The sequence below is a fragment of the Sedimentitalea todarodis genome, assembly GCF_032595355.1.
In the GTDB taxonomy this organism is placed as follows: domain Bacteria; phylum Pseudomonadota; class Alphaproteobacteria; order Rhodobacterales; family Rhodobacteraceae; genus Sedimentitalea; species Sedimentitalea todarodis.
Genome location: NZ_JASMWN010000018.1, coordinates 69,192 through 91,937 on the forward strand (window position 1 = coordinate 69,192; position 22,746 = coordinate 91,937).

Consider the following 22,746-nt stretch of genomic DNA (forward strand, 5'->3'; position numbering starts at 1 on the left):
CCGATATGCTTTGGAATCAAATTGGTCAGACAGTCGAACTGGGCTGGGATTTCTATCTTCCCGTCATGATGTTCGTGGGGCTTATCGCGCTTGCGGTTCCAGTTTGGGCCGCCATTGGCGCCGCCGCAATCACCATGCTGGTGTTGTCAGGTGATCTGCCGCTGAGCCTGATTGGTGAAAGTCTGTTTACCGGCATTGACGCCTTCGCGCTGACCGCTGTGCCGCTGTTTATTCTCACCGGCGACGTGTTGGTGCGCACCGGGCTGTCACGCAAATTTCTGGATGTGGCCGAGGCCCTGACCTGTTTTGCCAAAGGCGGATTCGGATCGGCCACGGTGCTGGTGTGCGGGATGTTTGCTGCGATCTCCGGCTCCGATGCCGCAGGTGCCGCGGCGGTTGGCCGGATGACCATCGACCGGCTTGTCGAGAGCGGCTACCCCCGCCCCTATGCCTGTGCGCTTGTCGCCGCAGGAGCCTGTACCGGCATTCTGATTCCGCCCTCGATCGCTTACATCATCATCGGGCTGGTTTTGGGCATCTCCGCGTCAACCCTGTTCCTTGCCGCGCTGATCCCCGGCTTGGCCATCCTGGTCGCCATCCTGGTCACCAACCTGATCATGAACCGGCTTTACGCCTACGAGGGTGGTGGCATGATGACGTTTTCGGAATGGTTGGCCAATCTGGGTCGATCGCTGAAATCTGGCTGGTATGCCTTCATTGTGCCCGGCATCATCTTTTATGGGATTTTCTCGGGTCGGCTCACCCCGACCGAGGCCGGGGCAACCGCGGTCGTGGTCACGATCCTGATGGGATTTGCCCTTGGAACGCTTCGTCTGGCGGATTTTCCGGCCATGCTGGTCAGCTCGGCCAAGGTCAACGGGGTGATCCTGCCGATCATCGCCTTTTCGGCCCCGCTGGCCGAAGCGTTGGCAATCATGGGTGTGCCGCAGGGGTTTGTGACGTCGGTCACATCGCTGACCGACGAGCCCTGGCTGTTGATCCTGTTGATGATCGGGATTTTGATTGCCGCAGGGTGCGTGATGGAGACCACACCGAATATCGTGATCCTTGCACCAATCCTGAAACCTCTGGCTGACAATATCGGCATGAACGAGATTCAGTTCTGCATCATGATGATCACCGCATTGGGTGTTGGCTTCATCACACCACCGCTTGGACTGAACCTGTTTGTCGTCTCGGGCATCACCGGTGAATCCATCCTCAAGATCGCAGCCCGCGCCACACCGTTTGTGCTGTGTATGTTCTTTGTCGTCCTGCTGATTGCCTATGTCCCGGCCGTGTCGACCTCACTGCTTCCTGAAATCTACAAATAGAGCCCGCAAACATGACACGTGAATATCTGAAAAAGGCGACGTTGACCGCCAAATCCGATGCCTCGGAAGTGCATGATATCGTCAAGACCATCTTAAACGATATCGAAGCAGGTGGAGACCAGGCGGCTCTCGACTATGCTGCAAAGTTCGACAAGTACGAGGGCAGTATCATCCTCTCGGAAAGTGAGATCGAGGCGGCGTGCAGACTGGTGCCCGAAAAGCTGAAGAAAGACATCCAGTTCGCCCATGACAACGTCAAGCGCTTTGCCGAAATCCAAAAGTCCACTTTGACGGATATCGAGCTTGAAGTGGTGCCGGGGGTGATCACCGGACAAAAGGCGATCCCTGTGGATGCAGCAGGTTGTTATGTGCCTGGCGGGCGCTACAGCCATATCGCCAGCGCCATCATGACCGTGACCACAGCCAAGGTTGCCGGTTGCGACAGGATAACGGCCTGTTCCCCTCCTCATCCCGGTGTGGGAGTCGCCCCGGCCATCATCTATGCGGCGCATATCAGCGGCGCCGACAAGATCCTTGCGATGGGCGGGGTGCAGGGCGTTGCGGCGATGACCTTTGGCCTTTTCGGACTGCCCAAGGCCAAGATTTTGGTCGGCCCGGGCAACCAGTTCGTGGCCGAGGCCAAGCGCATCCTGTTTGGGCGCGTCGGCATCGACATGATCGCCGGACCGACAGACAGCCTGATCCTGGCCGATGGGTCTGCGGATGCACATTTCGTGGCGACCGATTTGGTAAGCCAGGCCGAGCATGGCTACAACTCGCCCGTCTGGCTGGTGACCGATGATCGTGCGCTGGCGCAAAAGGTTATGGCGTTGGTGCCCGATTACATCAACGACCTGCCAGACGTTAACCGCGAGAACGCCACGGCCGCGTGGCGCGACTATGCCGAGGTCATCCTGTGTGCCGACCGCGAGGAAATGGCCGCGACATCGGATGACTATGCCCCGGAACACCTGACCGTTCAGGCCGCTGATATTGACTGGTGGCTGGAACGTTTGACCTGTTATGGCTCGCTGTTTCTCGGCGAAGAAAGCACCGTGTCTTATGGTGACAAGGCCGCAGGCACCAACCACGTTCTGCCGACCAGCGGTGCTGCCAGCTATACCGGCGGGCTGAGCGTGCATAAATACATGAAAATCGTCACCTGGCAGCGCGGCACCCGCGAAGGGTACAAGCCCGTCGCCGAGGCCACGGCGCGGATTGCAAGGCTGGAAGGCATGGAGGGCCATGCCCGGGCCGCCGACGTTCGTCTGGCAAAATACTTCCCCGACGAAGAATTCGATCTGACGACCAATGGGTGATCCACGCCTTCTTTTTGATCTGACGGATCGGGTGGCCTGTGTCACCGGTGCAAGCTCGGGCCTTGGCCAACGCGCCGCCGGCGCATTGGCCAAGGCCGGTGCCCGGGTGGTGGGGGTTGCGCGGCGGCAAGCGGCGCTTGACGATTGGGTTGACGAAACCGGAGCAGGCAGCGCTGCTGTGGCAGCGGATGTTTCGGACCGTTCAGGCATTCCGGCGCTGGCCGAGGCCATTTCCGCCCCGTTCGGCGCGCCAGACATTTTGGTGCATGCCGCGGGGTTGAACACGCGACAAGCTGCGGATGAGGTAACTGCGGACGGATGGGATCAGACGCTGGCGATCAACCTGAGCGCGCCGTTTTTCCTGAGCCAGGCCCTGGTGCCTGCCATGAAAGGAAAGGGCTGGGGTCGGATCGTGAATTTCGCTTCGTTGCAAACTACACGCGCCTTTCCGGGGGGGATCGCCTATGGCGTGTCCAAGGCCGGGGTAGGTCAGTTGACCCGCGCCATGGCCGAAGCGTGGTCATCGTATGGGATCATGGCCAATGCCATTGGTCCGGGCTTTTTTCCGACCGAACTCACGCAATCGGTGTTTGCCGACCCGAGCCGGGCCGCGCGCAATGCCGCGCAGACCTGCGTCGGACGCAATGGCCGGGTCGAGGACATGGACGGGCCATTGCTGTTCCTGTGCTCTGACGCGTCAGGCTTTGTCACCGGGCAGGTTCTGATGGTCGATGGGGGATATACGGCAAAATGAAGGCACTGGTTTATGAAGGTGTTGAAAAACTCAGGTTTCGCGATGCACCCGATCCGGTCCCCGCACCGGGCGAGCACCTGATCAAGGTCGAAGCGACAGGCATTTGCGGGTCGGACATGCATGCCTTTCTCGGCCATGACGCGCGACGCCCGGCGCCGCTTATCCTTGGGCACGAGGCGGCTGGGGTGATCGTCGGGGGCCCACGCGACGGCGAGCGCGTGACGATAAACCCGCTGGTCCATTGCGGCACCTGTTCGGCCTGTGCTGCGGGCCGCGAAAATCTGTGCCCTTCACGCCAGATCATATCGATGCCGCCGCGCGAAGGCGCCTTTGGACAATATGTCGCGATGCGCGACACCAATCTTGTTTCGGTCCCGGATGGGTTTGCAATTGCAAAGGCCGCCCTGGCCGAACCGCTGGCTGTCAGCTGGCATGCGGCGCGGATGGGGTTAGAGGCTCTGACTCCGAAAATCGGCTCGAACGTCCTGATTTTGGGCGGCGGGCCTATCGGGCTGGGATCCGCGCTGGCGCTGCGCGCGATGGGGTTGGACGACATTACCATTGTCGAACCGAACCCGGTGCGGCGCAGCTATCTGATTGATCATTGCGGGGAAAATGCGGTCGACTCGGTTGATGGCCTCTATGCGCTGGTTGTCGATGCGGTTGGATACGCGGCAACCCGCGCCCGCGCGTCGGCTTTGGCGCGCCCTGGCGGCGTGATTGTGCATGTCGGCTTGGGAGAGGATACCGGCGGACTCGATGTTCGACGTGTGACCTTGCAAGAGATAACGTTCATCGGCACCTATACCTACACCTCCGACGATTTCCGCCAGACTGCAGAGGCGATGTATCGCGGCGAGCTGGGCGCGCTGGACTGGTTCCAGCCAAGGGCGCTGCAAGACGGTGCCGATGCATTTGCCGATCTGAGGAACGGCACTGTTTCAGCCCCAAAGATCGTTCTCGATCCTTGGGCATAATCGCAGAAACAAGAATGGAGCAGACACGTGTATAAGAAAATCTTGGTCCCTCTGGCGCTTGATCACGGCATCGCCCCGCAAACGCTTGGCGTTGCCAAGGCGTTGATTGTCCCCGGCGGCGAGATCGTCGCGTTTCACGTCTACGAGGCGCCGCAAGGATCGGTCAGCGTCTATCTTGACAAGGATGCCGTCAAGTCGGGCTTTGAGAGGGCACAGGCACGGCTGTCGGAAAAAGTGACTGGTCTTGATGGTGTGACCGCCGTTATCTTGACGGGTCATACGGCGCGCACGATCATCGACTACGTCACCGAACATGACTTTGATTGCATCGTAATCGGGTCGCACAAACCGGATTTGCGCGACTATCTACTGGGTTCAACCGCCGGCAGGGTGGTGCGCCACGCGCCATGCGCAGTACATGTACAGCGCACCCGCGACTGACCAGAACGCGATGAAGACACAACGATCATCCCTGAGAAAAGGAAACGGTCCGCTCCAATGAACATTGATAAGAAAATCGCCGACGATCTGGTTGCAAACGACATTTCGTTTGTGACCACAGTGCCGTGCAAACAGCTTGCCGGGGTGATCGAGGAAGTCGAAGCCCGGCCCGAAATCTTTCACATTCCCGCCAACAAGGAAGACGAGGGCATGGGCCTGTGTGCCGGTGCATTCATGGGCGGCAAACGCCCGGCGATCATCATGCAGAACACAGCCATCGGGGTCACGATCAACACGCTGGCGACGCTGATCCAGTACTATCGGTTGCCGCTGCCAATGCTGATCAGCTATCGTGGCGAATTGCGCGAGCCGGTCGCCTGTCAGGTCGAAATGGCCGTGCATACCAAGGCGCTGCTGGCGCAAATGAGTATCCCGACCTACCATTTTCACAAGCGATCGGACGTCGAAGAACTCGATATGATCCTGAAATACACCTTCATGTGCAACAAACCCGTGGCGATCCTGACCGACGCCAATTTCTGGGGAGGCTATGGCGACCAATGATCCGTTCTGAAATCCTGCGCGACATCGCGCCCATCCTGCGTGACCATCTGGTGGTCTGCAACATCGGTCTGCCCAGCCAGGAGCTGCATATGATCGATGACCAGCCAACGAATTTCTACATGCTGGGCACGATGGGTCTCTCATCGTCTATCGGTCTGGGGCTGGCTCTCGCTCAGAACAAGACGGTGATTTCCATCGACGGCGACGGGTCCGTCCTGACCAACCTTGGAACCTTGCCCACGATCGCCAACAACGTGGCTGACAATTATGTTCTGCTGATTATCGACAACGGGTCTTATGGCTCGACCGGGGATCAACCGACCTATGCGGGCAAAAAGACCAAGCTGGAGAGCGTCGCCACCGCCTGTGGCTGTGAAAATGTGGTGACCTGCAAGGCGGAAGACACTGGCAAGGTGCTGCAAGCCGCAATCGACAGCAAGAAAATGACCGTGATCGTCAGCAAATGCGAAAGCGGCAACATCAAGTTGCCGGTCATTACCAAAGATCCGGTCGTGATCCGCGACCGGTTCATGACGGCGGTGAAGGCGTAAGAGACCGTGGGCGCTGCCGCGCATATTCATTCGGCCGAGGATGCGCGGCGGCTGGCCCGGCGGCGGCTGCCATGGATGGTGTTCGACTATATCGACGGCGCCGCAGGGTCGGGGCTGGGCGCGGAACGCAATCGCGCGGCCCTGGACGCCATGTGCCTGCGCCCTCGGATCTTGCGGGATGTGAGTCAGCGGTCACTTGAAACACGGCTGTTCGGTTCGGTCGCAAAGCGCCCGTTTGGAATTGCGCCGATGGGGATGTGCAACCTTTCAGCGCCCGGTGCCGACCTGATGCTGGCACGTCTTGCCGCGCGATATCAGGTCCCTCTGGGCGTTTCGACCGTGGCGTCGACCGCGATGGAACAACTCATCGAGACAGCCGAAGGCCATGCCTGGTTTCAACTCTATTTCAGCGGCGATGGTCGCGGCTCCTTCACGCTGGCGGAACGTGCGCAATCGGCTGGTTTCAAGAGCCTGATCCTGACCGCTGACGTACCGGAGGTTGGTCGTCGACCGCGTGAATTGCGCCATGGCTTTGCAATGCCCTTTCGTATCGGTCCGCGACAGTTTCTGGATTTTGCGATGCATCCGCGATGGTCCTTGCCGACCTTGTTCAAAGGTCGACCCGAGATGGCGAATTTTCGGATGAATGGCTATGAATTCGATCGCACCGAGAGCCGGGCGAAGGCCAATTGGGATACGCTGAAAAGACTGCGGGACATGTGGAAAGGCAATCTGATCGTCAAAGGCGTTCTTGATGTCGAGGACGCTGTCAAGCTGCGCCAATTCGGCGTGGATGCGATTCAGGTCTCCAGCCATGGCGCACGTCAGTTGGAAAGTGCTCCGGCACCGATCGAGGCGCTCGTAGAGATACGCACCGCCGTGGGACCCGACTTCCCGTTGTTTTTTGACAGCGGTCTGCGATCGGGCGAGGACATCTTGAAGGCAAACGCTGCTGGCGCGGATTTCTGTTTCGTCGGCCGCATTCTCCAGTTCGCCATCGCTGCGGGCGGGGAAGAAGGCCTGGATCGTCTTTGGACAGTACTCAGCGATGAGTTGAGCATCGCCATGGCACAAACTGGTTTGACCAGCCTCGCCAAGGGGACCGTCGCGGCAGCGTGGAAAAGACACCCTATAGGCGCTGGCGCAACCTGAGCAAAGTTCACCGTGAGGGGCAGGACAGATGTTTATTGACTGGGCCGAGTTGGGTGCTTGCCGTTGCAGGTAATTGGCATCCGAACCGGAAGTTATTTTCGCCTTTAGGAACAACGTGTTCTGCTCAGAGCATTGATGCTTCTGAGGGCGTAAGATCGACGTGCCGCTATGTCGTGCAAGGCGCGACGGGCGCATTCTTCGTGATCAACTCCGACAATACAAAGTTGACACCCAAGGGAAACCGGTTCGGCGCAATGTCTAACGGCTCCGATTTTGGCGGGTATCCGACGAACATGAACACCTATACGTTCCTCAGCAACCTCGACAATTCCAGCGCGAGTTAGTGGGAGATTTCAGACCATGCGGCCAGACCCCGACGTTACGGTCATGCCAGCGCACCCAAGCAGCAAGCAAGAACCGCCTGTGCGATGAAGTAACAACAACCAAACGGGCTGGCGCCAATGCCGACAGTCCAAGAGACACTGCAAGATTACCCGGAGTTCAAAATGACCGATCAGCCCGAAAACCAGAATGACGAAGTCTATGGCTCGAACCTCTTGTCACAGACCCTTCCCAAGTCCGAGTTCCCCGCGACAGAGAACGACCCGCGCCGCGTGTTCGCGGCCGTTCGCGACGAATTGATGCTGGACGGAAATTCGAGGCAGAACCTTGCGACATTCTGTCAGACCTGGGAGGAGCCCGAGATTCACGAGCTGATGGACGCCTGCATCGACAAGAACATGATCGACAAGGACGAGTATCCGCAAACTGCCGAGATCGAAGCCCGCTGCGTTCGAATGCTCGCCGACCTTTGGCACGCGCCTGACGGGCCTGCAACCGGGTGTTCAACCACCGGCTCCAGTGAAGCTGCCATGCTGGGTGGTTTGGCCATGAAGCGCCGATGGGAAGCGAGGCGCAAGGCCGAGGGCAAACCGATTGACAAGCCCAACCTTGTAACGGGTCCGGTTCAGGTCTGCTGGCACAAGTTTACCCGCTACTGGGATATCGACCATCGTGAAATCCCGATGGAAAACGGTCGGCTCCTGATGACGCCGGAAGAGGTGCTGAAGTATTGCGATGAAAACACCATCGGCGTGGTGCCGACGCTTGGCGTGACCTTTACGGGAGAGTTCGAGCCTGTAAAGGCGGTCAGCGATGCGCTGGATCAGTTGGAACAGGATACCGGTCTTGACATCCCAATCCATGTCGATGGCGCGAGCGGCGCTTTTCTCGCCCCGTTCTGTGCACCCGAACTGGACTGGGATTTCCGACTGCCGCGCGTGTGCTCCATCAATGCATCCGGGCACAAGTTCGGGCTGGCACCTCTTGGTGTCGGCTGGGTTGTGTGGCGCGAAGAAAAGGATTTGCCGGAGAACATGATCTTCTGGGTGAACTACCTTGGCGGCAACATGAAGGACATCGCGCTGAATTTCTCGCGCCCCGGCGGGCAAATCGTATGCCAGTACTACAACTTCCTGCGTCTTGGTCGCGAAGGGTACGAAAAGGTCCATGGTGCCTGCTACGATTCCGCCAGGTTCCTTGCGGATGAAATCAGCGAGATGGGCCCGTTCGAGATCGTGTTTGACGGAAATCGCAACCGGGGCATTCCGGCTGTATCCTGGAAGTTGAAGGATGGGAGCGATCATGGCTTTACTCTGTTCGATCTCGCCGACCGCCTTCGGGTTCGCGGATGGCAGGTGCCGGCCTATTCCTTGCCTGCCGATTGCGAGGATCAGGCGATCCAGCGCATTCTCGTGCGCAACGGAGTCAGCCGCGATCTCTGCGCACTCCTGATCGAGGATATGAAGACCGCCCTTGTCCACCTCGACAAGCATCCGGCCAAAACTCCGCTGGGAAAGGAGGATGCATCCGGGTTCCATCACTGATGCGAACCAGGCACAAAACGATGCGAGGCGCGCAATGAGTGGGCCTCGCGCCAACGGTGAGGTCTCGGAAACGATGGCTCGGGGGGCCGGCCCTTTTGTCACTTTGCGCACCTACCTGCACCATGGGGCGCAGGTTCGCTGGAGGGCGAGACAACACCGAAAGGGTTTGTTGCGGCACCCGGATCAATCGAGCGTGCCGGTCTGGCAACGGCCGGCCTATAACTGGTGGACCGGGCTGGCCTTCAGTCTTGGTTCCCTTCTGTTCATACTGGGCGCGACCCTGTCGCTCATTCCCAATTCGCTCAGCGCTGTTCAAATCGGGATCATCTTTTTCTGTGGCTCCATTCCATTTACCACCGCCGGGTTCCTGCAGAATTTCCAGGCGGCCAACGCCGCAGATTTTTCGCCCGAGGCGCCAAGCTTTCCGGAGCGCCTGCACCTGCTGGGCTGGCATCGAAACAATTTGGGCTGGCTGAGTACGATTACACAATTCTTGGGTACAGTGGCCTTCAACTTCAATACCTTCGACGCGATCTACCCGGCAACGGGGTGGTACCAGCAGGATCTCACCATCTGGCTGCCCGGTATGCTGGGATCGGTTCTGTTCCTCGTCTCCGGATATCTCGCTTTCATGGAAACCAGCCACGCCTATTGGTCTTGGAAGCCGCATGATCTGGACTGGCGTATCGTTTTCATCAATCTCCTTGGCTGTATCTTCTTCATGACGGCCGGGATCCTGGCCGTTGTGCCGAAGGGACCTGAACCTGGTTGGATCGTCGATCTGGCAAACATCCATCTGTGGTTCGGCGCGCTTTGTTTTCTCTTGGGCGCTCTACTGATGATGCGGGAAAGCCGCCAGGTTGAAACGCTGGGAGCGCCGGCGCAGTAGTCCCTTGCGGTCGGCTCGGAAAGTGGTCGATCGCCCAAAGCACGTTGGATTCCGCAACCTAGACCGAGGCACGGCAACTAGCACTGCCCCAGGCAGAAGTATTGGTGCACGGGTTTGCCAGGCGTTGAGTTCACCCTGGGTGACGTGAGCATCACGTTTATCGACTATTCCACTTGACCGGCTTTGTTGCGCAAAGGCTGGATGAGGGATTCATTTTGTGAATCCAGCATGGTAGCTGGCCTGTATGAGCAGACCTATCCCGCCGAGCTACATGACCAAGAACTGGCCGGCTTACAACGAAGCGCTGAAGCAACGTCGCTCCCTGACGATCCACTGGTCGGTAGGCGATTGTCTGCAATCGGCGTAAGGCTGGTTCGACCCGGACATGGTGTGGGTGCCCTTGACGTTTTCCATCACGAAGGCCGCGGGATGAAGCCTGTCGAGCACGCGGATGTACTCTCGGAACAGGTAGTGCCGCTCATCCTCTTCAGGCACATAGCCGATCTTGCCCTTGGCCCGGGCGCGCCCGACAAGGGAATAAGCCTGACAGGGCGGTCCGCCGATCAGAATCGTATCGTCATAGTTTTTGCGCAGCTTCGCGATGGCACCGTCAATCGCCGTCGCAGCTGCCTCAGTGCCGAGTTCGAGTGCACGAGCCTCATCAATGGCACGCTGCCACGCTTCGGCGTCGACTGCAGACCAATTCGGCTCGGGGACAAGCCCCGCGTGGAAATCGATGAACTGAACGGACAAGGTGCCGTGAAGCGCCCGGTATTCACGCAGGAATGCGCGCAGCGTCAGGGTGCGATGGGCCGATGCCTCTTTCTCGACCGAGATGCCGATCCGGAACGGCGCATGTCCATCCTCGACGAGGGAGGCAAAGCCTTCGCCAAGTCCGCCGGGACCGGCAAACAGATCGACAATGCCGAAAGTGGCTGACAAATCAGGCTCCTGACGAAATTCATTCAGTCGGGGTATACTAGGTTCCAGATCGAAGACCAGGGTGCACGTGACCGATATCGTAGACAAACAGACCCGATCCCGAATGACGGCCGGGATCAAGGGGAAGGACACGAAGCCCGAACTGGTGCTTCGGCGGGCTGTTCATGCGCGCGGCTTGGCTGCCTGGCTCCGCAGCAGTGCTGCCGAAATCCAAATTGGGAATGCAGATGTCATCGCCGACGAAAATGCAGGATGATGTGCTTCAAGCTGATTGAAATTCCGATCCCAGTTCCAAGTGGCCGAAGGAGGCTGGCGTCGAAGTCAATTTTCGACCCTCGAAATATAGACAATAAATCATCCACTTACGAGCTATTCACTAAATCGGCGCAGTCATGAGGTCTGGAGAATATCGGCGCTGAGAGACTGCTTCCTGCCCTCCCGGCACATGGGCCGGTGAACAGCCCCGCCCGCATAACCCTTGAATATAACGGAAAAATCCGGCCAAAGCCGGATCGGGAGAACGGTTTCTCAAGGGCAAGTGGCGGAGGGAACGGGACCCCCGTCGAACCTTCTCCAATTCAAGGCATTGATTTTAATGAAATATTTTTCACTCGATGTACCCTACGTGAGCTTTCAACACTGCAAGCGTCTTACATGGCGATGCCGTCTGGCGAGAGCGGCATCCTCCCCACCTCCAGTAAGTAGGTGTCTACTATTACCGCTGGACCGTGCAAAAATTGACGATTCCAAGCTGCGCAAATCTGATGCGCCGTGAAAAGGCGTCCGATCAACCGAGCCCGAAATCTTCCCCAAATCGGTCGATCTGATGCATGCGCTCGTGCAGGATCGTCACAATCCCGATGTCGCCATTCGAGAGATGGCGCCAGTAGACGAAATGGCGCTCAAAGCGAAAGAAAAACCCCTCAACGCCGAATTCGGCAGGGATGGGTTTTGATGCGACGCCGTGGGCAGCGATCTTGTCGAAGGACGCGAACAGTCCGGCGATATATTTCTCGGCCTGATCATCTCCCCACCTGTCTCGAGTGTAGCGGTAGATGTCATCGAGGCGGTGGGACGCCCCTTCCTGGATTCGAATGGCGGGCACCGGATCAGGCCCTGTTCCGCGCAATCACCTCGGCTGCGGTCAGCGGTTGATACGTCTCCTCTGGGGCTGCGAATGCGTGGGTCAGCTCGCCCTTCAGCCGGTTGAAGGCTTCTTGCTCCGCCCTCTCCTTGTCACGCCGGATCAGGTCGCGGATGTACTCGCTGACGTTCTCATAGGACCCGTCATCGCCTACATTGGCCGACACGAAGTCACTCAGTGCTCCACCAAGGCGGACGGTCATCGTGGTCGTTCGGGCCATGGCGCAGCACCTCTCATCTCGCGTGTATTCAATATAACCAAAAACGCACACAAAACAAGAGTGAGCTGCCCCTATTCCTGCCGATCATCGTTCGCCTCTCAATCGTCTGCCTCCTCGATAATGTGGCGGCCTGCCAGTGCAAGAACAACGTAGAGCACAGCATCCGAATGCCGCGCGAGGGCGATCAGATGGTCGCCGCTCGGCCCCCGCTCGCCCGAAAACCAGTATTTCACAGTGCGTTCGCTGGCACCCGTCCAGCGCATGGCCATTTTGATTGCCCTGTGTGTGTCGTCCAACTCTTCGTGCAGAGCCATCGCTATGGCGGTACGATAATCAGTTGGTTCTTCGACCAGGTGCACAAATGTGCCCATTTTCGGCAAAACTGTGCCCATCTTCACGCGCATTTTCACGTCCTTCTTCGTTAAACAATTGAAGAACCATGAAAACGGCGGGAGTCGATTTTGTCCGCGGTGGGTCATTGGACCGCGCTTGACGGACACTACTGATTTTAGGAGCGCAGTAATGAATTGGAATTTGAGAACTGACTGCCGGGCAAACGGAAAGACCTTGCCCGTTTCAGGAAACGACTTTCCAGACGCGTTTGTGCCAGGTGGAAAAATATAAACCAAAAAAGGCTGAAAAGGAAAACCCGATTTGAATAACGGTCGAGACAACAGCGAGGGCAAAGGCGACGAGGCCGGACAGGATATTCCGGCGGTCGCCTATGTGCGGATGTCGACCGATCACCAGAAATACTCTACGGAAAACCAGCTCGACATCATTCGGGATTACGCCACCGCCCGGGGTTTGCAGATCCTGCGCATCTTCGAGGACTCCGGTCGGTCCGGGTTGCGATTGGACGACCGCGAGGCGCTGCAGAACCTGATGGCAGAGGTCCGAACCGGTCAGGCGGATTTCAGGGCCATTCTGGTCTATGACGTCAGCCGCTGGGGCCGGTTTCAGGATGCTGATGAAGGGGCCTACCACGAGCATGTCTGCTCCCGTGCCGGGATCCGGGTCCATTATTGCGGCGAGCAGTTCGAAAACGACGGCAGCATCGGCTCCAACCTTCTAAAAACCGTCAAGCGGGTGATGGCGGGCGAATACAGCCGCGAGCTTTCGGTAAAGGTTTTCGCGGGGCAATGCCGCCTGGTAGAGCTTGGATACCGCCAAGGCGGTGCGGCTGGATATGGGTTGCGCCGGGTACTGATCGACGAACACGGCAACCCGAAGGGTGCCTTGTCCCGCGGCCAACAGAAGAGTTTTCAGACCGACCGTGTCGTTCTCGTTCCGGGCCCTGAGCAGGAACAGGATGTCGTGCGCCGCATGTACCGAATGTTCGTTGAGGATGGCTGCTCGGAGCGTGAGATTGCGGAAACCCTGAATGCCGAGGGGCATCAGACGGATCTTGAGCGGCCGTGGTCCCGGGCATCCGTGCACCAGGTCCTGACCAACGAAAAATACATCGGCAACAACGTTTACAACAAGGTGTCCTTCAAGCTGAAGCACAAGCGAGTGGTGAACCCTCGCGAGATGTGGATCCGGGCCGAGGGCGCCTACCCCGCCATTGTGGACGAGGTGCTGTTTCTGCGCGCACGCGAAATCGTCGACGCGCGCAGCCAGCATTTCACGGACGCAGAACTGCTCGAAGCCCTGCGCGCCGTGCTGAAACAGAAAGGCGTACTGTCAGGACTGATCATTGATGAACAGGACAACGTGCCATCCTCCAGCGCCTTCCGGAGCCGCTTCGGCAGCTTGCTGCGCGCTTACCAGATGATCGGTTACGAGCCAGAGCGCGACTATCGCTACGTCGAGATCAACCGGGCCTTGCGGCAGGCCCACCCCGGCATCGTAGCCCGGATCCTCGACGGGGTCGCGGAACGTGGAGGACAGGCGGCGCAGGATCCGGACACCGACCTGATCCGCATCAACGACGAGTTCACGGCGTCGGTGGTGTTGGCACGATGTTTCGAGACGCAGGGCGGTTCCCTGCGATGGCGCATCCGTCTCGATACTGGCCTGGTGCCCGACATCACGATTGCCGTGCGAATGGACGAATTGAACGAAGTCCCGCGGGATTACTACCTGCTGCCGAGCATCGACATGACCATGGCCAAGTTGAGGTTGGCCAAGCAGAACGGGCTGTCGCTGGACGCCTACCGCTTCGACACGCTCGACTATTTTTATGCGCTCGCTGGCCGGGCCCGGATCACGGAGGCCGCCTGATGCCCGACGACGCCCAAGACATCACCCAGAAACAGGTTACTCTCATCCCCACCGACCGAATTCGCATCCTCAACCCCCGTGTGCGCAACCGGCGCACTTTTGAGGAAATGGTTGAGAACATCGCGAAAATCGGTCTGAAGCGACCCATCACTGTAGCGCAGCGCGCCGGAACAGACCCTGCGGAATATGATCTCGTCTGTGGCCAGGGGCGGCTTGAGGCGTTCATGGAGCTTCAGCAGCATGCCATACCGGCCATCATCATCGACGCCGACGAGAGCGACTGCCTGGTCATGAGCCTCGTCGAGAACTGCGCGCGCCGCCAGCACAGCCCGATCGACCTGATGCGCGAGATCGGCAACCTGCGCAAACGCGGCTACAACGACCGCCAGATCGCAAATAAGATCGGCGTCACGCCAGACTACGTCGGCATGATCGCGGGCTTGCTTGAGCGCGGCGAAGAGCGGTTGGTCTCGGCCGTCGAAACCGGCCTTCTGCCGCTGAACCTCGCCATCGACATTTCAAAGACAGATGCCGAGGGCGGGCAGCGCGCTCTGATGGACGCCTACACCCAGAAAAAGCTACGCGGCAAGAAACTGGCCGCCGTGCGCCGTCTCATCCAGCAGCGCGATGCACAGGGTCCGCACCTTCATCGCAACCGCTATGGCAGAAGCGACGGCACCAAGCGGCCCCTGACCAGCGACGCGCTTGTGAGAGCCTATCAACAGGAAGCAGAGCGACAGAAGTTACTGATCAAGAAAGCCGAACTGACACAAGGCCGCCTGATGTTCGTCGTGGAGGCGTTTCGCTCGCTGCGCGACGATGACCACTTCCTGACGCTCTTGCGCGCGGAGGGGCTGGATACCCTGCCTACCTATCTCGGGCAATCACTGGATGCGGGAGCGGCAGAATGAGCCGGGGCAAGCGCAAAACCCCGGACGCGGTCACGCTTGGCTTCGAAAGCGATTGCGTCACCGTGCCGGTAGAGGCCGTCTTGCCCGTGCGCGCGCTGAGCTCATCGGTCAAATCCAGCCGCAAGTACCGCCAGATCACCGCGTCCATCAAAGAGGTTGGCCTGGTCGAACCGCCGGTCGTCACGAGATCCACGGGTGAGGAAGACACATATATGCTGCTGGACGGGCATATCCGGATCGAGGTGCTGAAGGATCTCGGCATCGAACGGGTCGAATGCCTGATTTCCACGGACGACGAGGCCTTCACCTACAACAAGCGGATCAGCCGTCTTGCGCCCATCCAGGAGCACAAGATGATCCGCAAGGCCATTGAGCGCGGGGTCTCCGAAGAAAAGATCGCCCTGGCTCTCGACCTCAATCCGCGCAGCATTGTGCGTAAGGCCAAGCTCCTCGACGGGATCTGCGAAGAGGCCGTCGGCATCCTGAAGGACAAACACTGTGCGACCGCCGTGTTCGAAATCCTGCGCAAAATGAAAGCCATGCGCCAGATTGAGGCCGCCGAGCTGATGATGAACGCGAACAATTATTCTCCGGCTTACATCTCTGCAATTCTGGCGGGGACGCCCCAGGCGCAGCTGGTGGACACCAAGAAACCCAAGAAGATGAGGGGCATCACCCCCGAGGCCATGGCCCGCATGGAGCGCGAGCTGGCCCGGCTGCAGGAAGGGATCACATCGATCCAAGACTCCTACGGCCAGGACCACCTGCAGCTGACCGTCATCAAAGGGTATCTGGGAAAGCTACTAGGGAACGCCAGGATCGTCCGGTATCTGATGCAGCATCGGCCGGAGTTTCTGACAGAATTTCAAGCGATCACCGAGATGACCTCCGCTCCACCAACCGAGTTGGAATAGCCAAAGCTGCCAGAACTGATGGGGACCCGGACCCGACAAGCGCTGGGACCGCAGGAGACGCCGGACAGTGGGCCGGATCGAGCGCGGCGGGGATGGCGGCGAACCCGCTCGGAGCCCACCAGGTCGGCTGAGGTTTCGCCGACCGCGCGACCACGCATGTGGTTGCGACATTTGCAGGCGTGCCGAGGGTTGGCGCGGATCGGCACGCCTGCTTGGTTTATCGTTCGTTCTCGCCAAAACGGGTCCTGCCGTATCTGTTCGACCGTCTTGCATTTGGACTCATGCAGGGGAGGTTCCCCGAAGACTAGTGCCATGAAACGGTAGCGCTAGAGTAGTTTTCTTCCCTGGCAGATTAGGTTTCCGAGACGAGTGCAAGAAGGATGCTAATTGGCTCAGAGGACTTGGGACGAATTCTTCCGGAACCATATTCTTGTATATAAGCTGATGCCTCGGCACTAATGACCCGCGCCATCGATAGCGAGCGTTCCAACGCTGCTACCTGACCCTGCCAAAGCTCTACTGGTCCACTTTCGGGCGGAGAGCTTCTACGACGTTCAAGTGCGAGTTCTCTGTTTAGAATCTCGGCCTGGAAGTGCCCGAAGATCTGCATGGCGAGGTACTCGAGAGCGGGACGGGAACGCTCCAAGGTCTCAGATTGATACCGTGTCGTCTCTGTACTGAGCTGATTGAGCTGGCTAGACCTCACTGCGCGCGCGACCTCTGGCTTCTCAAGCGCAGATAGCGGTGTTTTCCCTCGAGCCACCGCATTATTGGTCGACGACGTTAACGGCTGCAGGCAAAGATCAACTTGCTCAGTCGATAATCCGGTCCAGCCATCCTTCCCTTTGACGGAACCAATGCGCAACATTTGCGCAGGCACTTCAAACCGCACCCTGCGCTGAATTGCACGCAACATGACCTGCAAACGCCGACGGTCGGCGGTCAGCGACTTTCTTTGAGCTTCGGTCGGTGCTGACGCCAGGATCTCATTTGCAGCGGGCGACCAAAGTGGCGGCAGAAGCTCGTCGGGAAAGGGATCCAGACTAACGACAGTCGCTATTACGATCGGCCCGATATCCCGTGCTGGATGCCCTTCTGGAAGCCGCACGCTCGTCTGGACAACTGGCTTCGTGGGTCCAAATTGTTCCATGACGCCGGTCGAGTAACCGTGCACCAAAGCGTCATGCAAATCGCCTCCATGATCGAGAAAATGCAGTGGGCGAGCGGATTTCGAACCCTCGGCGGATCGCTCCCCATCATCAGTGAAAACGCCCTTGCGCGGAGGAGCGGTAATTGCTGAACGCCGATAAATGAAAGGTACATGCCCCGTCATCCAGTTGTCCCGAGACGCTCCCGGCAGCAAGAATGGGCTGTCACCTGCACGCCCCCTCTCGCCAACTCCGTGGTACCAGATTGTCTGGAAGCCGTATCCGTCCTCTTTGTCGACACGACCTCCCACATCGAAATCGGTCGAACTCGAGATTGCCCTGAGCCATGCGCCTATCGCGCGCTCTTCCTTGCGTATCGGCGTATCATTTGGACGCGCTCGATCATTCATCATTGCGGGAGCTGGGCACGGCTGCTCATGCCAACTTTCGTATTCTGCCGACGCCCGCCTCACTGTGAAGGGATCAGCTGACGCAAAGCGAGTTTGCAGACCTGTACCCTTACCAGCGAGCGGTGATACGCCACGAGTTGTTTGGCGTTTGATTGCAGCTTGGCCTAGTAAAGCTTGAACCTCAGTCAACTCGGACGGCGATAATGGAGGAAGAGGTGAATCGAAAACTCCAAGGGCCGAAACTAGGTCGGCAATTGCTGCTTCTTGCGAACCTTCAAGCAGGATCCGCCAAATCTCAATTGTACGCTTGGCCCCCTTTCTATCACCTGTGGAACGGAGCCGGTCGACTCGACCGATCAACTGATCAATACTGTCAACTTCCCAAGGCAGAGAGAAAAAGATGATGCCTTGTGCGACGTGATGAAGATTGAGCCCTGCTTGCACCCAATCCCCCACAAGTAACAGGCGGCTGTCCCCGGACAGCATAGGAGCAAGTGTCTCTTGAATTTCTCTCAGGTTGGTCACGCCTTCGACGTCAGTCGAAGCGGGGCGGCGCAAGACCGAGATCGCATCCGCAAGATCTGGAAAGTAGCGAGGCAACGCCGTCCTCAGCATGTCGATGGTCGGGTTGTCGCCACATACAATGATGAACGCCTTGTCCGGATTCTCGCCCCACTGAGCGGAGAGAATGTCGAGGAGCGCGTCCAGGCGGCTGTCTCCAGGGTTCTCGAGCGAAGCAATACGCGCCTCTTCCGCCATTTTGCCGAGAGTGCCGCCGCGCGTGGTCACTTCAGCCAAGACCGTACGCGCAGCCCTTGCGCTTCGCTGGAGAGCTTTGGCTGACGTCCATGCCGAACCTTGAAGTCCCTGCTCGGGATCGGCGTCCTGGAGAAGCATGTCGGCAATTTCAAATCGCAACCGCTCCGGCGCCAAAGGCTGAATTCGGATTTCGTGGTTCCTTCGTTGAGGAAGGTACTCGCCCCAATCAGCGCGTCCGTTTCGTATTACCCGCCGTCCCGCCCCTGCTCGAACGAAGCCATTGGTTCTTTCGAGCAAATCCTCTGGGTTGCGTATCGCTGAAATGGCCTGCGCCTCGCGATCTTCCAGAATCTCGTCAAGCGGTCGGCCCTCGATTCTGGCGCGAAAGGCAGCTTCAGGTTCGATCATCCGCAGAATGGGATCGCGCCACGAGGGATCGCCTAGTCGGGGTGTGGCCGACAGTACCAGCACCTGTCGAAACTCGTCCGCAACTTGAGACACGAACTGGATCGCATCGCGTGGCATGGTTTGCGGCTCGTCCACGATCAGCAAATCGAAGACAGTAGGGTCAGCGCTAATAGTACGTGCTTCCTGTCCACTTCGAGTCATAAGATCACGCGGTCTGGCCAGCGTGATTGGCGAAGTCTCGTCATCGCTCGCGTCAATGGTCCCGGCTATCGCGGGCATTACATGACCGCGAATCCAAGCCTCCTCTTGCCATTGCGACAAGAGATTGTCCGGTGCGATCACGAGAGTTCTGTGCGACGGATCTTGCCATCGCAAGGCATTGATTATCATCAGTGCCTGGACTGTCTTCCCGAGGCCGACCTCGTCAGACAGCAAATGCCGAATATGGCTGTCGCCCAGCACCCGGCGTACAGTCGCAAGCTGATGAGGTAACGGATCGGCGGCGGCACCTAGAGCGCCTCCCAAGCCAATGCCAAGCGCGGATGTTTTGCGACGTAGAGCCTGTAGCCCGTTTATGAACCGCAGATATTGATCCATTACACTGGGCTCCCGTCGGGCATGTCCAACAGAGCCAGTTTTCGCCGGAGTGCAACGTAGCGGACAGCGCGGCTGGTTTGTATGTCTGAAAGGCCCTTTGCCAGAAATCGTGGCCACTCATCAGCTTCGATCATCGCCCGCGGCGAAAGCCACAATTGCAGCATTGTCCGCAATTCGGCCCTCCCAAGCCATCTAAGCCCCGGCCGCCGGAAGGCATCGACGTGGCAGGAGTCGAGCAGATCCACAAGATCATCCTCGGTAAGTTCAGCATACCAGGTGTTCATCAGTGCCTTCCACCGCGCTTCTGGCAGGATAAGGTGCCGGAACATTGGTAGAAGCGGGATGTCCCGAGCGCGTTCCAACGCCTTGCGCCATGTCGTCGAGGAACGGGCCATGTCGACTTCTTCGAACGCTTCGCGGCCGCCAGCTTGTACGTGTCTACGCAGATCCTCATATGCATCGATAACCGCGAGATCGAGGTCGCCAGCAAGTTCGTCGTCCAATCGGGCCAGCGCGTCTGTTATATCGGGTACCGTTTCCCTCAGACGTGCGATCAGCCGGTCCCGAAGAAAAAGCTGGTCCGAATTGGATTCGATCTCTGGCAGATCCTCGCCTGAAACGAGACCGAGTGCCTCAGCACTTCTCAAAAGTGCGCCGTGTTGAGACAGGATCGAAAGATCGATGCCGGATTCGAGCTTGCGCCATGCCACGCCACAGAGCAACTCGATCAGTGTTTCTTCCAGAGATTCAACAACCGACCAGCGTCGCCAGTTACCGAATTGATCGCTCGCTTGGGCGAGTTGCCATGCAACATTGGCACGCGCGAGATCAATCAGGCCAACACCGTTATTCCGCGAGCTTGCCTCTCGCAAAAGCGCAGGAATTGAGGTGGAATCGGCTTCGTGCATACCAATGTGAAACTCTGACCTCTCTGAGATGATCAGGCCTGACGCTAGCGCCCCGTAATCTGTGGCATCGGGGAGAATAAGCCGAGTGCCTGCAGGGACGATTTCTGACGTACGCGGGATCGGAGACTGCAGGGTTGCAACCATAGAAGGCAAAACCCTGCCATCTTCATTTGTACTGATCCACTGATCCGAGTCCGTATCATGGTGAAATTCGCGGCGCATTGAAGGAAGCGAAATGCTGAGTTGCACAAGACCATGAACATCGACTGTCAGGCGCAGGTCTGAAAGGCCCGCTGAGCCTTCAGCCAGCTGCGCCCGCAGCGCTCGAATTAGGGGTGAATGCCCAGTTATTCGAGCAGGAAGTCGGTCAATGACACCCTCGGAAATTACCTCGGGTTCCTCGGCCGATCGGAGCCGTAGCCTTACCGGGACTTCCTCAAGATTGAACGGTGCCGTAACCCTGATTTCCAACCGCCCAGCCTCCAGATCGGAGATGTTGGCGTTGGCGGGAAAAATACTGATCGACGCGGGCTCCAGGTCGGGGGGCTCGACAACTTCGAACTCAACTAGATCATGGTCATCGCCGTCTGCAGGTCCAACCCAATGCCTGCCTACACCAGGCTCAAAAACGGACCAGTCATCCTCTTGGAGTCGGAGCGTTTCGCTGGCAGGCTGAACCCCGTCGAGCAGCAATGTTCGATGTGTCAAGCTTTGCGCGGCAAGTACTGGAACGCCACGCAGAAAACTGTTTTGAGCGCCCGACATTAGCAGACCGAGAAGTCGTAGCGACGGTGCCTTATCGGAAACCTTGAATCCATTTCGTCGCAGCAGTTCGACATCAGCTCCCGAAGATGTCTCGAGCCAACGAAACTCTGGCGTGCCATCGTGGTCGATCCACAGCAATTGGATCATTGAGGCATTTGGAGCAAGGGCTTCGTCCGGAAAGATGGTGCGGGCAGTCCGTTCGCCCCGCTCGATGAGGAAGAAAGCCGATTGCAGAGGCTGCAAACTCTCAAGCGCCTCATAAGCGGGACCTTGCTCGACATGTGCTGCATCGCCACGGGATAGAGGGTCGGTAGGCATTCCGGTGAACTTGCCAAGCCCGATTTCCCCACCGGCGAGAAATGAACGGAGCGCGATGGTCTGATCGCTTCCTGCAGCCCTTATCCGGTCTCCCTGAATACGCAACGCGGCGATCACCTCATCACGCGATTGGGACGGCAGCGCAGGCCCTCTGACCAGAAGCTGCTTCGGCACGCTGTCAACAAGCGTCATTACGAATTGAGACGGCACAATCGCGGTAACACGAGCTGATCTTCTTGCTGCAGCCTTGCGCGCTTCCGAAATTGCGCGATGTGAGCTGAGGTCTTTCCTTATGTCATTGTCAATCCGCTGCAGGATACCCTGAGAAAGCCAGCCTTCTGCATCTGGCGCAAGAAGACGCCGCATGACCTCTGCAGCAATATCTTCCTGCTGCAACCAGTTCTCGAAGCGACGACTGGCATGCCCGGCAGCCAGCATCTTGAGATACTCAAGCAGGCCATCCATGTTTTCCGCCGAGATCCCCGCTCTAACGGATCGTCTCAGGGCATCCGTCAACTGCGGCTGTATCTCCAGCGGAACTAGAGCGTTGCCAATCGGCCAAGCGATATGTGGGAAATGACGCTCCCAAGGACTGTCACCCGGCCTTGCCAGTCGAAAACTCCGATGTCCCAGATCAAACAAGCGGGACAATCCTGAACGGAACGCCGACCCGGCTTCCACGCCGAGCTCATGAGCCAAGACCGGCCAGAAATCGGTACCCGTTCCACGGTACCGGTAACCCACCTCAGTGGCCATGACGAGAAGTGGCAGATAGCTCCAGGACCACGCAGCTCCTTGTAGCTGGGGATCGGCTTCAAGCTGACCAGAGACTGCCGTTCTCAGCTCTTCCAGTGCGGCTTCGTCAAGGCCATGCTCAATTGCAAAAAGAGGAAGCTGGTTTCGTGCACCGGCAAGGTCTGCGAAATGATTGGCAAGTGACTCATGTCTGTCTTTTAGCGAATTGCCGATATGCATTTGTATTTCCCGAACTCGCAACTCTGCTGCCGAGTCTTAGCTCCAAAAAGAATTTCACGGCGCGATATATCCGTGACAAGGTTGACTGCTAAGCAATTGAACGTCAATCATCTTCCTGTGGTACTTTGCGAGGCATTCTGTGAACATTGAACCTACTTTGATCACCGGCCTTCGTATACCATCGGGGTCCGGACCTCGCACTAGAAGAGCGATTGCGGATCTGGTGCGCCGTGT

The 22,746-nt window shown here is 58.3% G+C and carries 20 protein-coding genes; 14 read left to right on the plus strand and 6 right to left on the minus strand.

Translation table 11 applies throughout. From position 1 onward, the window contains the following. Positions 1-5 precede the first annotated feature (5 nt). From QO231_RS19255 to QO231_RS19300, 10 genes are all read left to right on the plus strand, one after another. Entirely contained in the window at positions 6-1,334 is a 1,329-nt protein-coding gene (locus tag QO231_RS19255; RefSeq protein ID WP_316780219.1) for a TRAP transporter large permease, read from the plus strand. 11 nt (positions 1,335-1,345) lie between these two features. Next, the gene (gene hisD, locus QO231_RS19260; protein WP_316780221.1) at positions 1,346-2,653 is read left to right on the plus strand and encodes a histidinol dehydrogenase; all 1,308 of its coding nucleotides are present in this window, start codon (positions 1,346-1,348) and stop codon (positions 2,651-2,653) included. Then, the gene (locus QO231_RS19265) at positions 2,646-3,407 is read left to right on the plus strand and encodes an SDR family NAD(P)-dependent oxidoreductase (protein ID WP_316780224.1); all 762 of its coding nucleotides are present in this window, start codon (positions 2,646-2,648) and stop codon (positions 3,405-3,407) included. Before hisD ends, QO231_RS19265 begins: the two co-directional genes overlap by 8 nt. Next, on the plus strand, positions 3,404-4,384 hold the full coding sequence (locus QO231_RS19270) for a zinc-dependent alcohol dehydrogenase (RefSeq protein WP_316780225.1): 981 nt from the start codon (positions 3,404-3,406) through the stop codon (positions 4,382-4,384). Before QO231_RS19265 ends, QO231_RS19270 begins: the two co-directional genes overlap by 4 nt. 27 nt (positions 4,385-4,411) lie before the next feature. Continuing rightward, positions 4,412-4,825: a universal stress protein gene (locus tag QO231_RS19275; RefSeq protein WP_316780228.1), complete on the plus strand. Its 414-nt coding sequence runs from the start codon at positions 4,412-4,414 to the stop codon at positions 4,823-4,825. Positions 4,826-4,882: 57 nt separating this feature from the next. Next, positions 4,883-5,389 carry a sulfopyruvate decarboxylase subunit alpha gene (gene comD, locus QO231_RS19280; RefSeq protein WP_316780230.1) on the plus strand — a complete coding sequence of 169 codons (507 nt, stop codon included), beginning with the start codon at positions 4,883-4,885 and terminating at the stop codon, positions 5,387-5,389. Then, entirely contained in the window at positions 5,386-5,940 is a 555-nt protein-coding gene (gene comE, locus QO231_RS19285) for a sulfopyruvate decarboxylase subunit beta (RefSeq protein WP_316780233.1), read from the plus strand. The genes comD and comE overlap by 4 nt, the downstream gene beginning before the upstream one ends. Positions 5,941-5,946: 6 nt before the next feature. After that, complete coding sequence (locus QO231_RS19290; RefSeq protein WP_316780237.1) at positions 5,947-7,092, plus strand: alpha-hydroxy acid oxidase; 1,146 nt, start codon at positions 5,947-5,949, stop codon at positions 7,090-7,092. A gap of 506 nt (positions 7,093-7,598) precedes the next feature. Then, positions 7,599-8,978, plus strand: a complete 1,380-nt coding sequence (locus tag QO231_RS19295) for a glutamate decarboxylase (protein ID WP_316780239.1) — start codon at positions 7,599-7,601, stop codon at positions 8,976-8,978. 34 nt (positions 8,979-9,012) lie between these two features. Beyond that, positions 9,013-9,867: a hypothetical protein gene (locus tag QO231_RS19300; protein ID WP_316780240.1), complete on the plus strand. Its 855-nt coding sequence runs from the start codon at positions 9,013-9,015 to the stop codon at positions 9,865-9,867. A gap of 291 nt (positions 9,868-10,158) precedes the next feature. Here the strand turns inward: QO231_RS19300 and QO231_RS19305 are convergent, their stop codons facing one another. Next, positions 10,159-10,941: a DNA cytosine methyltransferase gene (locus QO231_RS19305; RefSeq protein WP_316780243.1), complete on the minus strand. Its 783-nt coding sequence runs from the start codon at positions 10,939-10,941 to the stop codon at positions 10,159-10,161. Here QO231_RS19305 and QO231_RS19310 point away from each other — a divergent pair. After that, positions 10,877-11,065: a PDDEXK family nuclease gene (locus QO231_RS19310; RefSeq protein WP_316780246.1), complete on the plus strand. Its 189-nt coding sequence runs from the start codon at positions 10,877-10,879 to the stop codon at positions 11,063-11,065. The genes QO231_RS19305 and QO231_RS19310 overlap by 65 nt on opposite strands. Positions 11,066-11,596: 531 nt before the next feature. On the opposite strand, the gene QO231_RS19315 is transcribed toward QO231_RS19310, so the two are convergent. From QO231_RS19315 to QO231_RS19325, 3 genes are all read right to left on the minus strand, one after another. After that, a complete protein-coding gene (locus QO231_RS19315; RefSeq protein WP_316780248.1) occupies positions 11,597-11,914 on the minus strand; it encodes a type II toxin-antitoxin system RelE/ParE family toxin in 318 nt (105 codons plus the stop codon). A gap of 4 nt (positions 11,915-11,918) precedes the next feature. After that, positions 11,919-12,173 carry a ribbon-helix-helix domain-containing protein gene (locus tag QO231_RS19320; RefSeq protein ID WP_316780250.1) on the minus strand — a complete coding sequence of 85 codons (255 nt, stop codon included), beginning with the start codon at positions 12,171-12,173 and terminating at the stop codon, positions 11,919-11,921. Between the two features lie 98 nt (positions 12,174-12,271). Continuing rightward, entirely contained in the window at positions 12,272-12,577 is a 306-nt protein-coding gene (locus tag QO231_RS19325; RefSeq protein ID WP_316780302.1) for an XRE family transcriptional regulator, read from the minus strand. A gap of 250 nt (positions 12,578-12,827) precedes the next feature. On the opposite strand from QO231_RS19325, the gene QO231_RS19330 reads away from it, so the two are divergent. Genes QO231_RS19330 through QO231_RS19340 form a run of 3 tightly spaced genes read left to right on the plus strand, consistent with a single transcriptional unit; the run spans position 12,828 to position 16,224 of the window. Further along, the gene (locus QO231_RS19330) at positions 12,828-14,399 is read left to right on the plus strand and encodes a recombinase family protein (RefSeq protein WP_316780253.1); all 1,572 of its coding nucleotides are present in this window, start codon (positions 12,828-12,830) and stop codon (positions 14,397-14,399) included. Beyond that, complete coding sequence (locus QO231_RS19335) at positions 14,399-15,310, plus strand: plasmid partitioning protein RepB C-terminal domain-containing protein (RefSeq protein ID WP_009502498.1); 912 nt, start codon at positions 14,399-14,401, stop codon at positions 15,308-15,310. The genes QO231_RS19330 and QO231_RS19335 overlap by 1 nt, the downstream gene beginning before the upstream one ends. Further along, positions 15,307-16,224, plus strand: a complete 918-nt coding sequence (locus QO231_RS19340) for a plasmid partitioning protein RepB C-terminal domain-containing protein (RefSeq protein ID WP_316780258.1) — start codon at positions 15,307-15,309, stop codon at positions 16,222-16,224. Before QO231_RS19335 ends, QO231_RS19340 begins: the two co-directional genes overlap by 4 nt. A gap of 352 nt (positions 16,225-16,576) precedes the next feature. On the opposite strand, the gene QO231_RS19345 is transcribed toward QO231_RS19340, so the two are convergent. Together QO231_RS19345 and QO231_RS19350 are read right to left on the minus strand one after the other, a co-directional pair. Next, a complete protein-coding gene (locus QO231_RS19345; protein ID WP_316780261.1) occupies positions 16,577-19,546 on the minus strand; it encodes an SNF2-related protein in 2,970 nt (989 codons plus the stop codon). Next, positions 19,546-22,512, minus strand: coding sequence for a hypothetical protein (locus QO231_RS19350; protein WP_316780265.1), 2,967 nt, complete (start codon positions 22,510-22,512; stop codon positions 19,546-19,548). Before QO231_RS19350 ends, QO231_RS19345 begins: the two co-directional genes overlap by 1 nt. Positions 22,513-22,746: the final 234 nt, after the last annotated feature.

Bases quoted from the DNA above. Each gene is read 5' to 3' on its own strand.
- QO231_RS19265 (WP_316780224.1), top strand. From the start codon at position 2,646: ATGGGTGATCCACGCCTTCTTTTTGATCTGACGGATCGGGTGGCCTGT.
- QO231_RS19350 (WP_316780265.1), bottom strand. From the start codon at position 22,512: ATGCATATCGGCAATTCGCTAAAAGACAGACATGAGTCACTTGCCAAT.
- QO231_RS19255 (WP_316780219.1), top strand. From the start codon at position 6: ATGCTTTGGAATCAAATTGGTCAGACAGTCGAACTGGGCTGGGATTTC.
- QO231_RS19340 (WP_316780258.1), top strand. From the start codon at position 15,307: ATGAGCCGGGGCAAGCGCAAAACCCCGGACGCGGTCACGCTTGGCTTC.
- comD (WP_316780230.1), top strand. From the start codon at position 4,883: ATGAACATTGATAAGAAAATCGCCGACGATCTGGTTGCAAACGACATT.
- QO231_RS19325 (WP_316780302.1), bottom strand. From the start codon at position 12,577: ATGCGCGTGAAGATGGGCACAGTTTTGCCGAAAATGGGCACATTTGTG.
- QO231_RS19335 (WP_009502498.1), top strand. From the start codon at position 14,399: ATGCCCGACGACGCCCAAGACATCACCCAGAAACAGGTTACTCTCATC.
- QO231_RS19300 (WP_316780240.1), top strand. From the start codon at position 9,013: ATGAGTGGGCCTCGCGCCAACGGTGAGGTCTCGGAAACGATGGCTCGG.
- comE (WP_316780233.1), top strand. From the start codon at position 5,386: ATGATCCGTTCTGAAATCCTGCGCGACATCGCGCCCATCCTGCGTGAC.
- QO231_RS19345 (WP_316780261.1), bottom strand. From the start codon at position 19,546: ATGGATCAATATCTGCGGTTCATAAACGGGCTACAGGCTCTACGTCGC.
- QO231_RS19295 (WP_316780239.1), top strand. From the start codon at position 7,599: ATGACCGATCAGCCCGAAAACCAGAATGACGAAGTCTATGGCTCGAAC.
- QO231_RS19320 (WP_316780250.1), bottom strand. From the start codon at position 12,173: ATGGCCCGAACGACCACGATGACCGTCCGCCTTGGTGGAGCACTGAGT.
- hisD (WP_316780221.1), top strand. From the start codon at position 1,346: ATGACACGTGAATATCTGAAAAAGGCGACGTTGACCGCCAAATCCGAT.
- QO231_RS19270 (WP_316780225.1), top strand. From the start codon at position 3,404: ATGAAGGCACTGGTTTATGAAGGTGTTGAAAAACTCAGGTTTCGCGAT.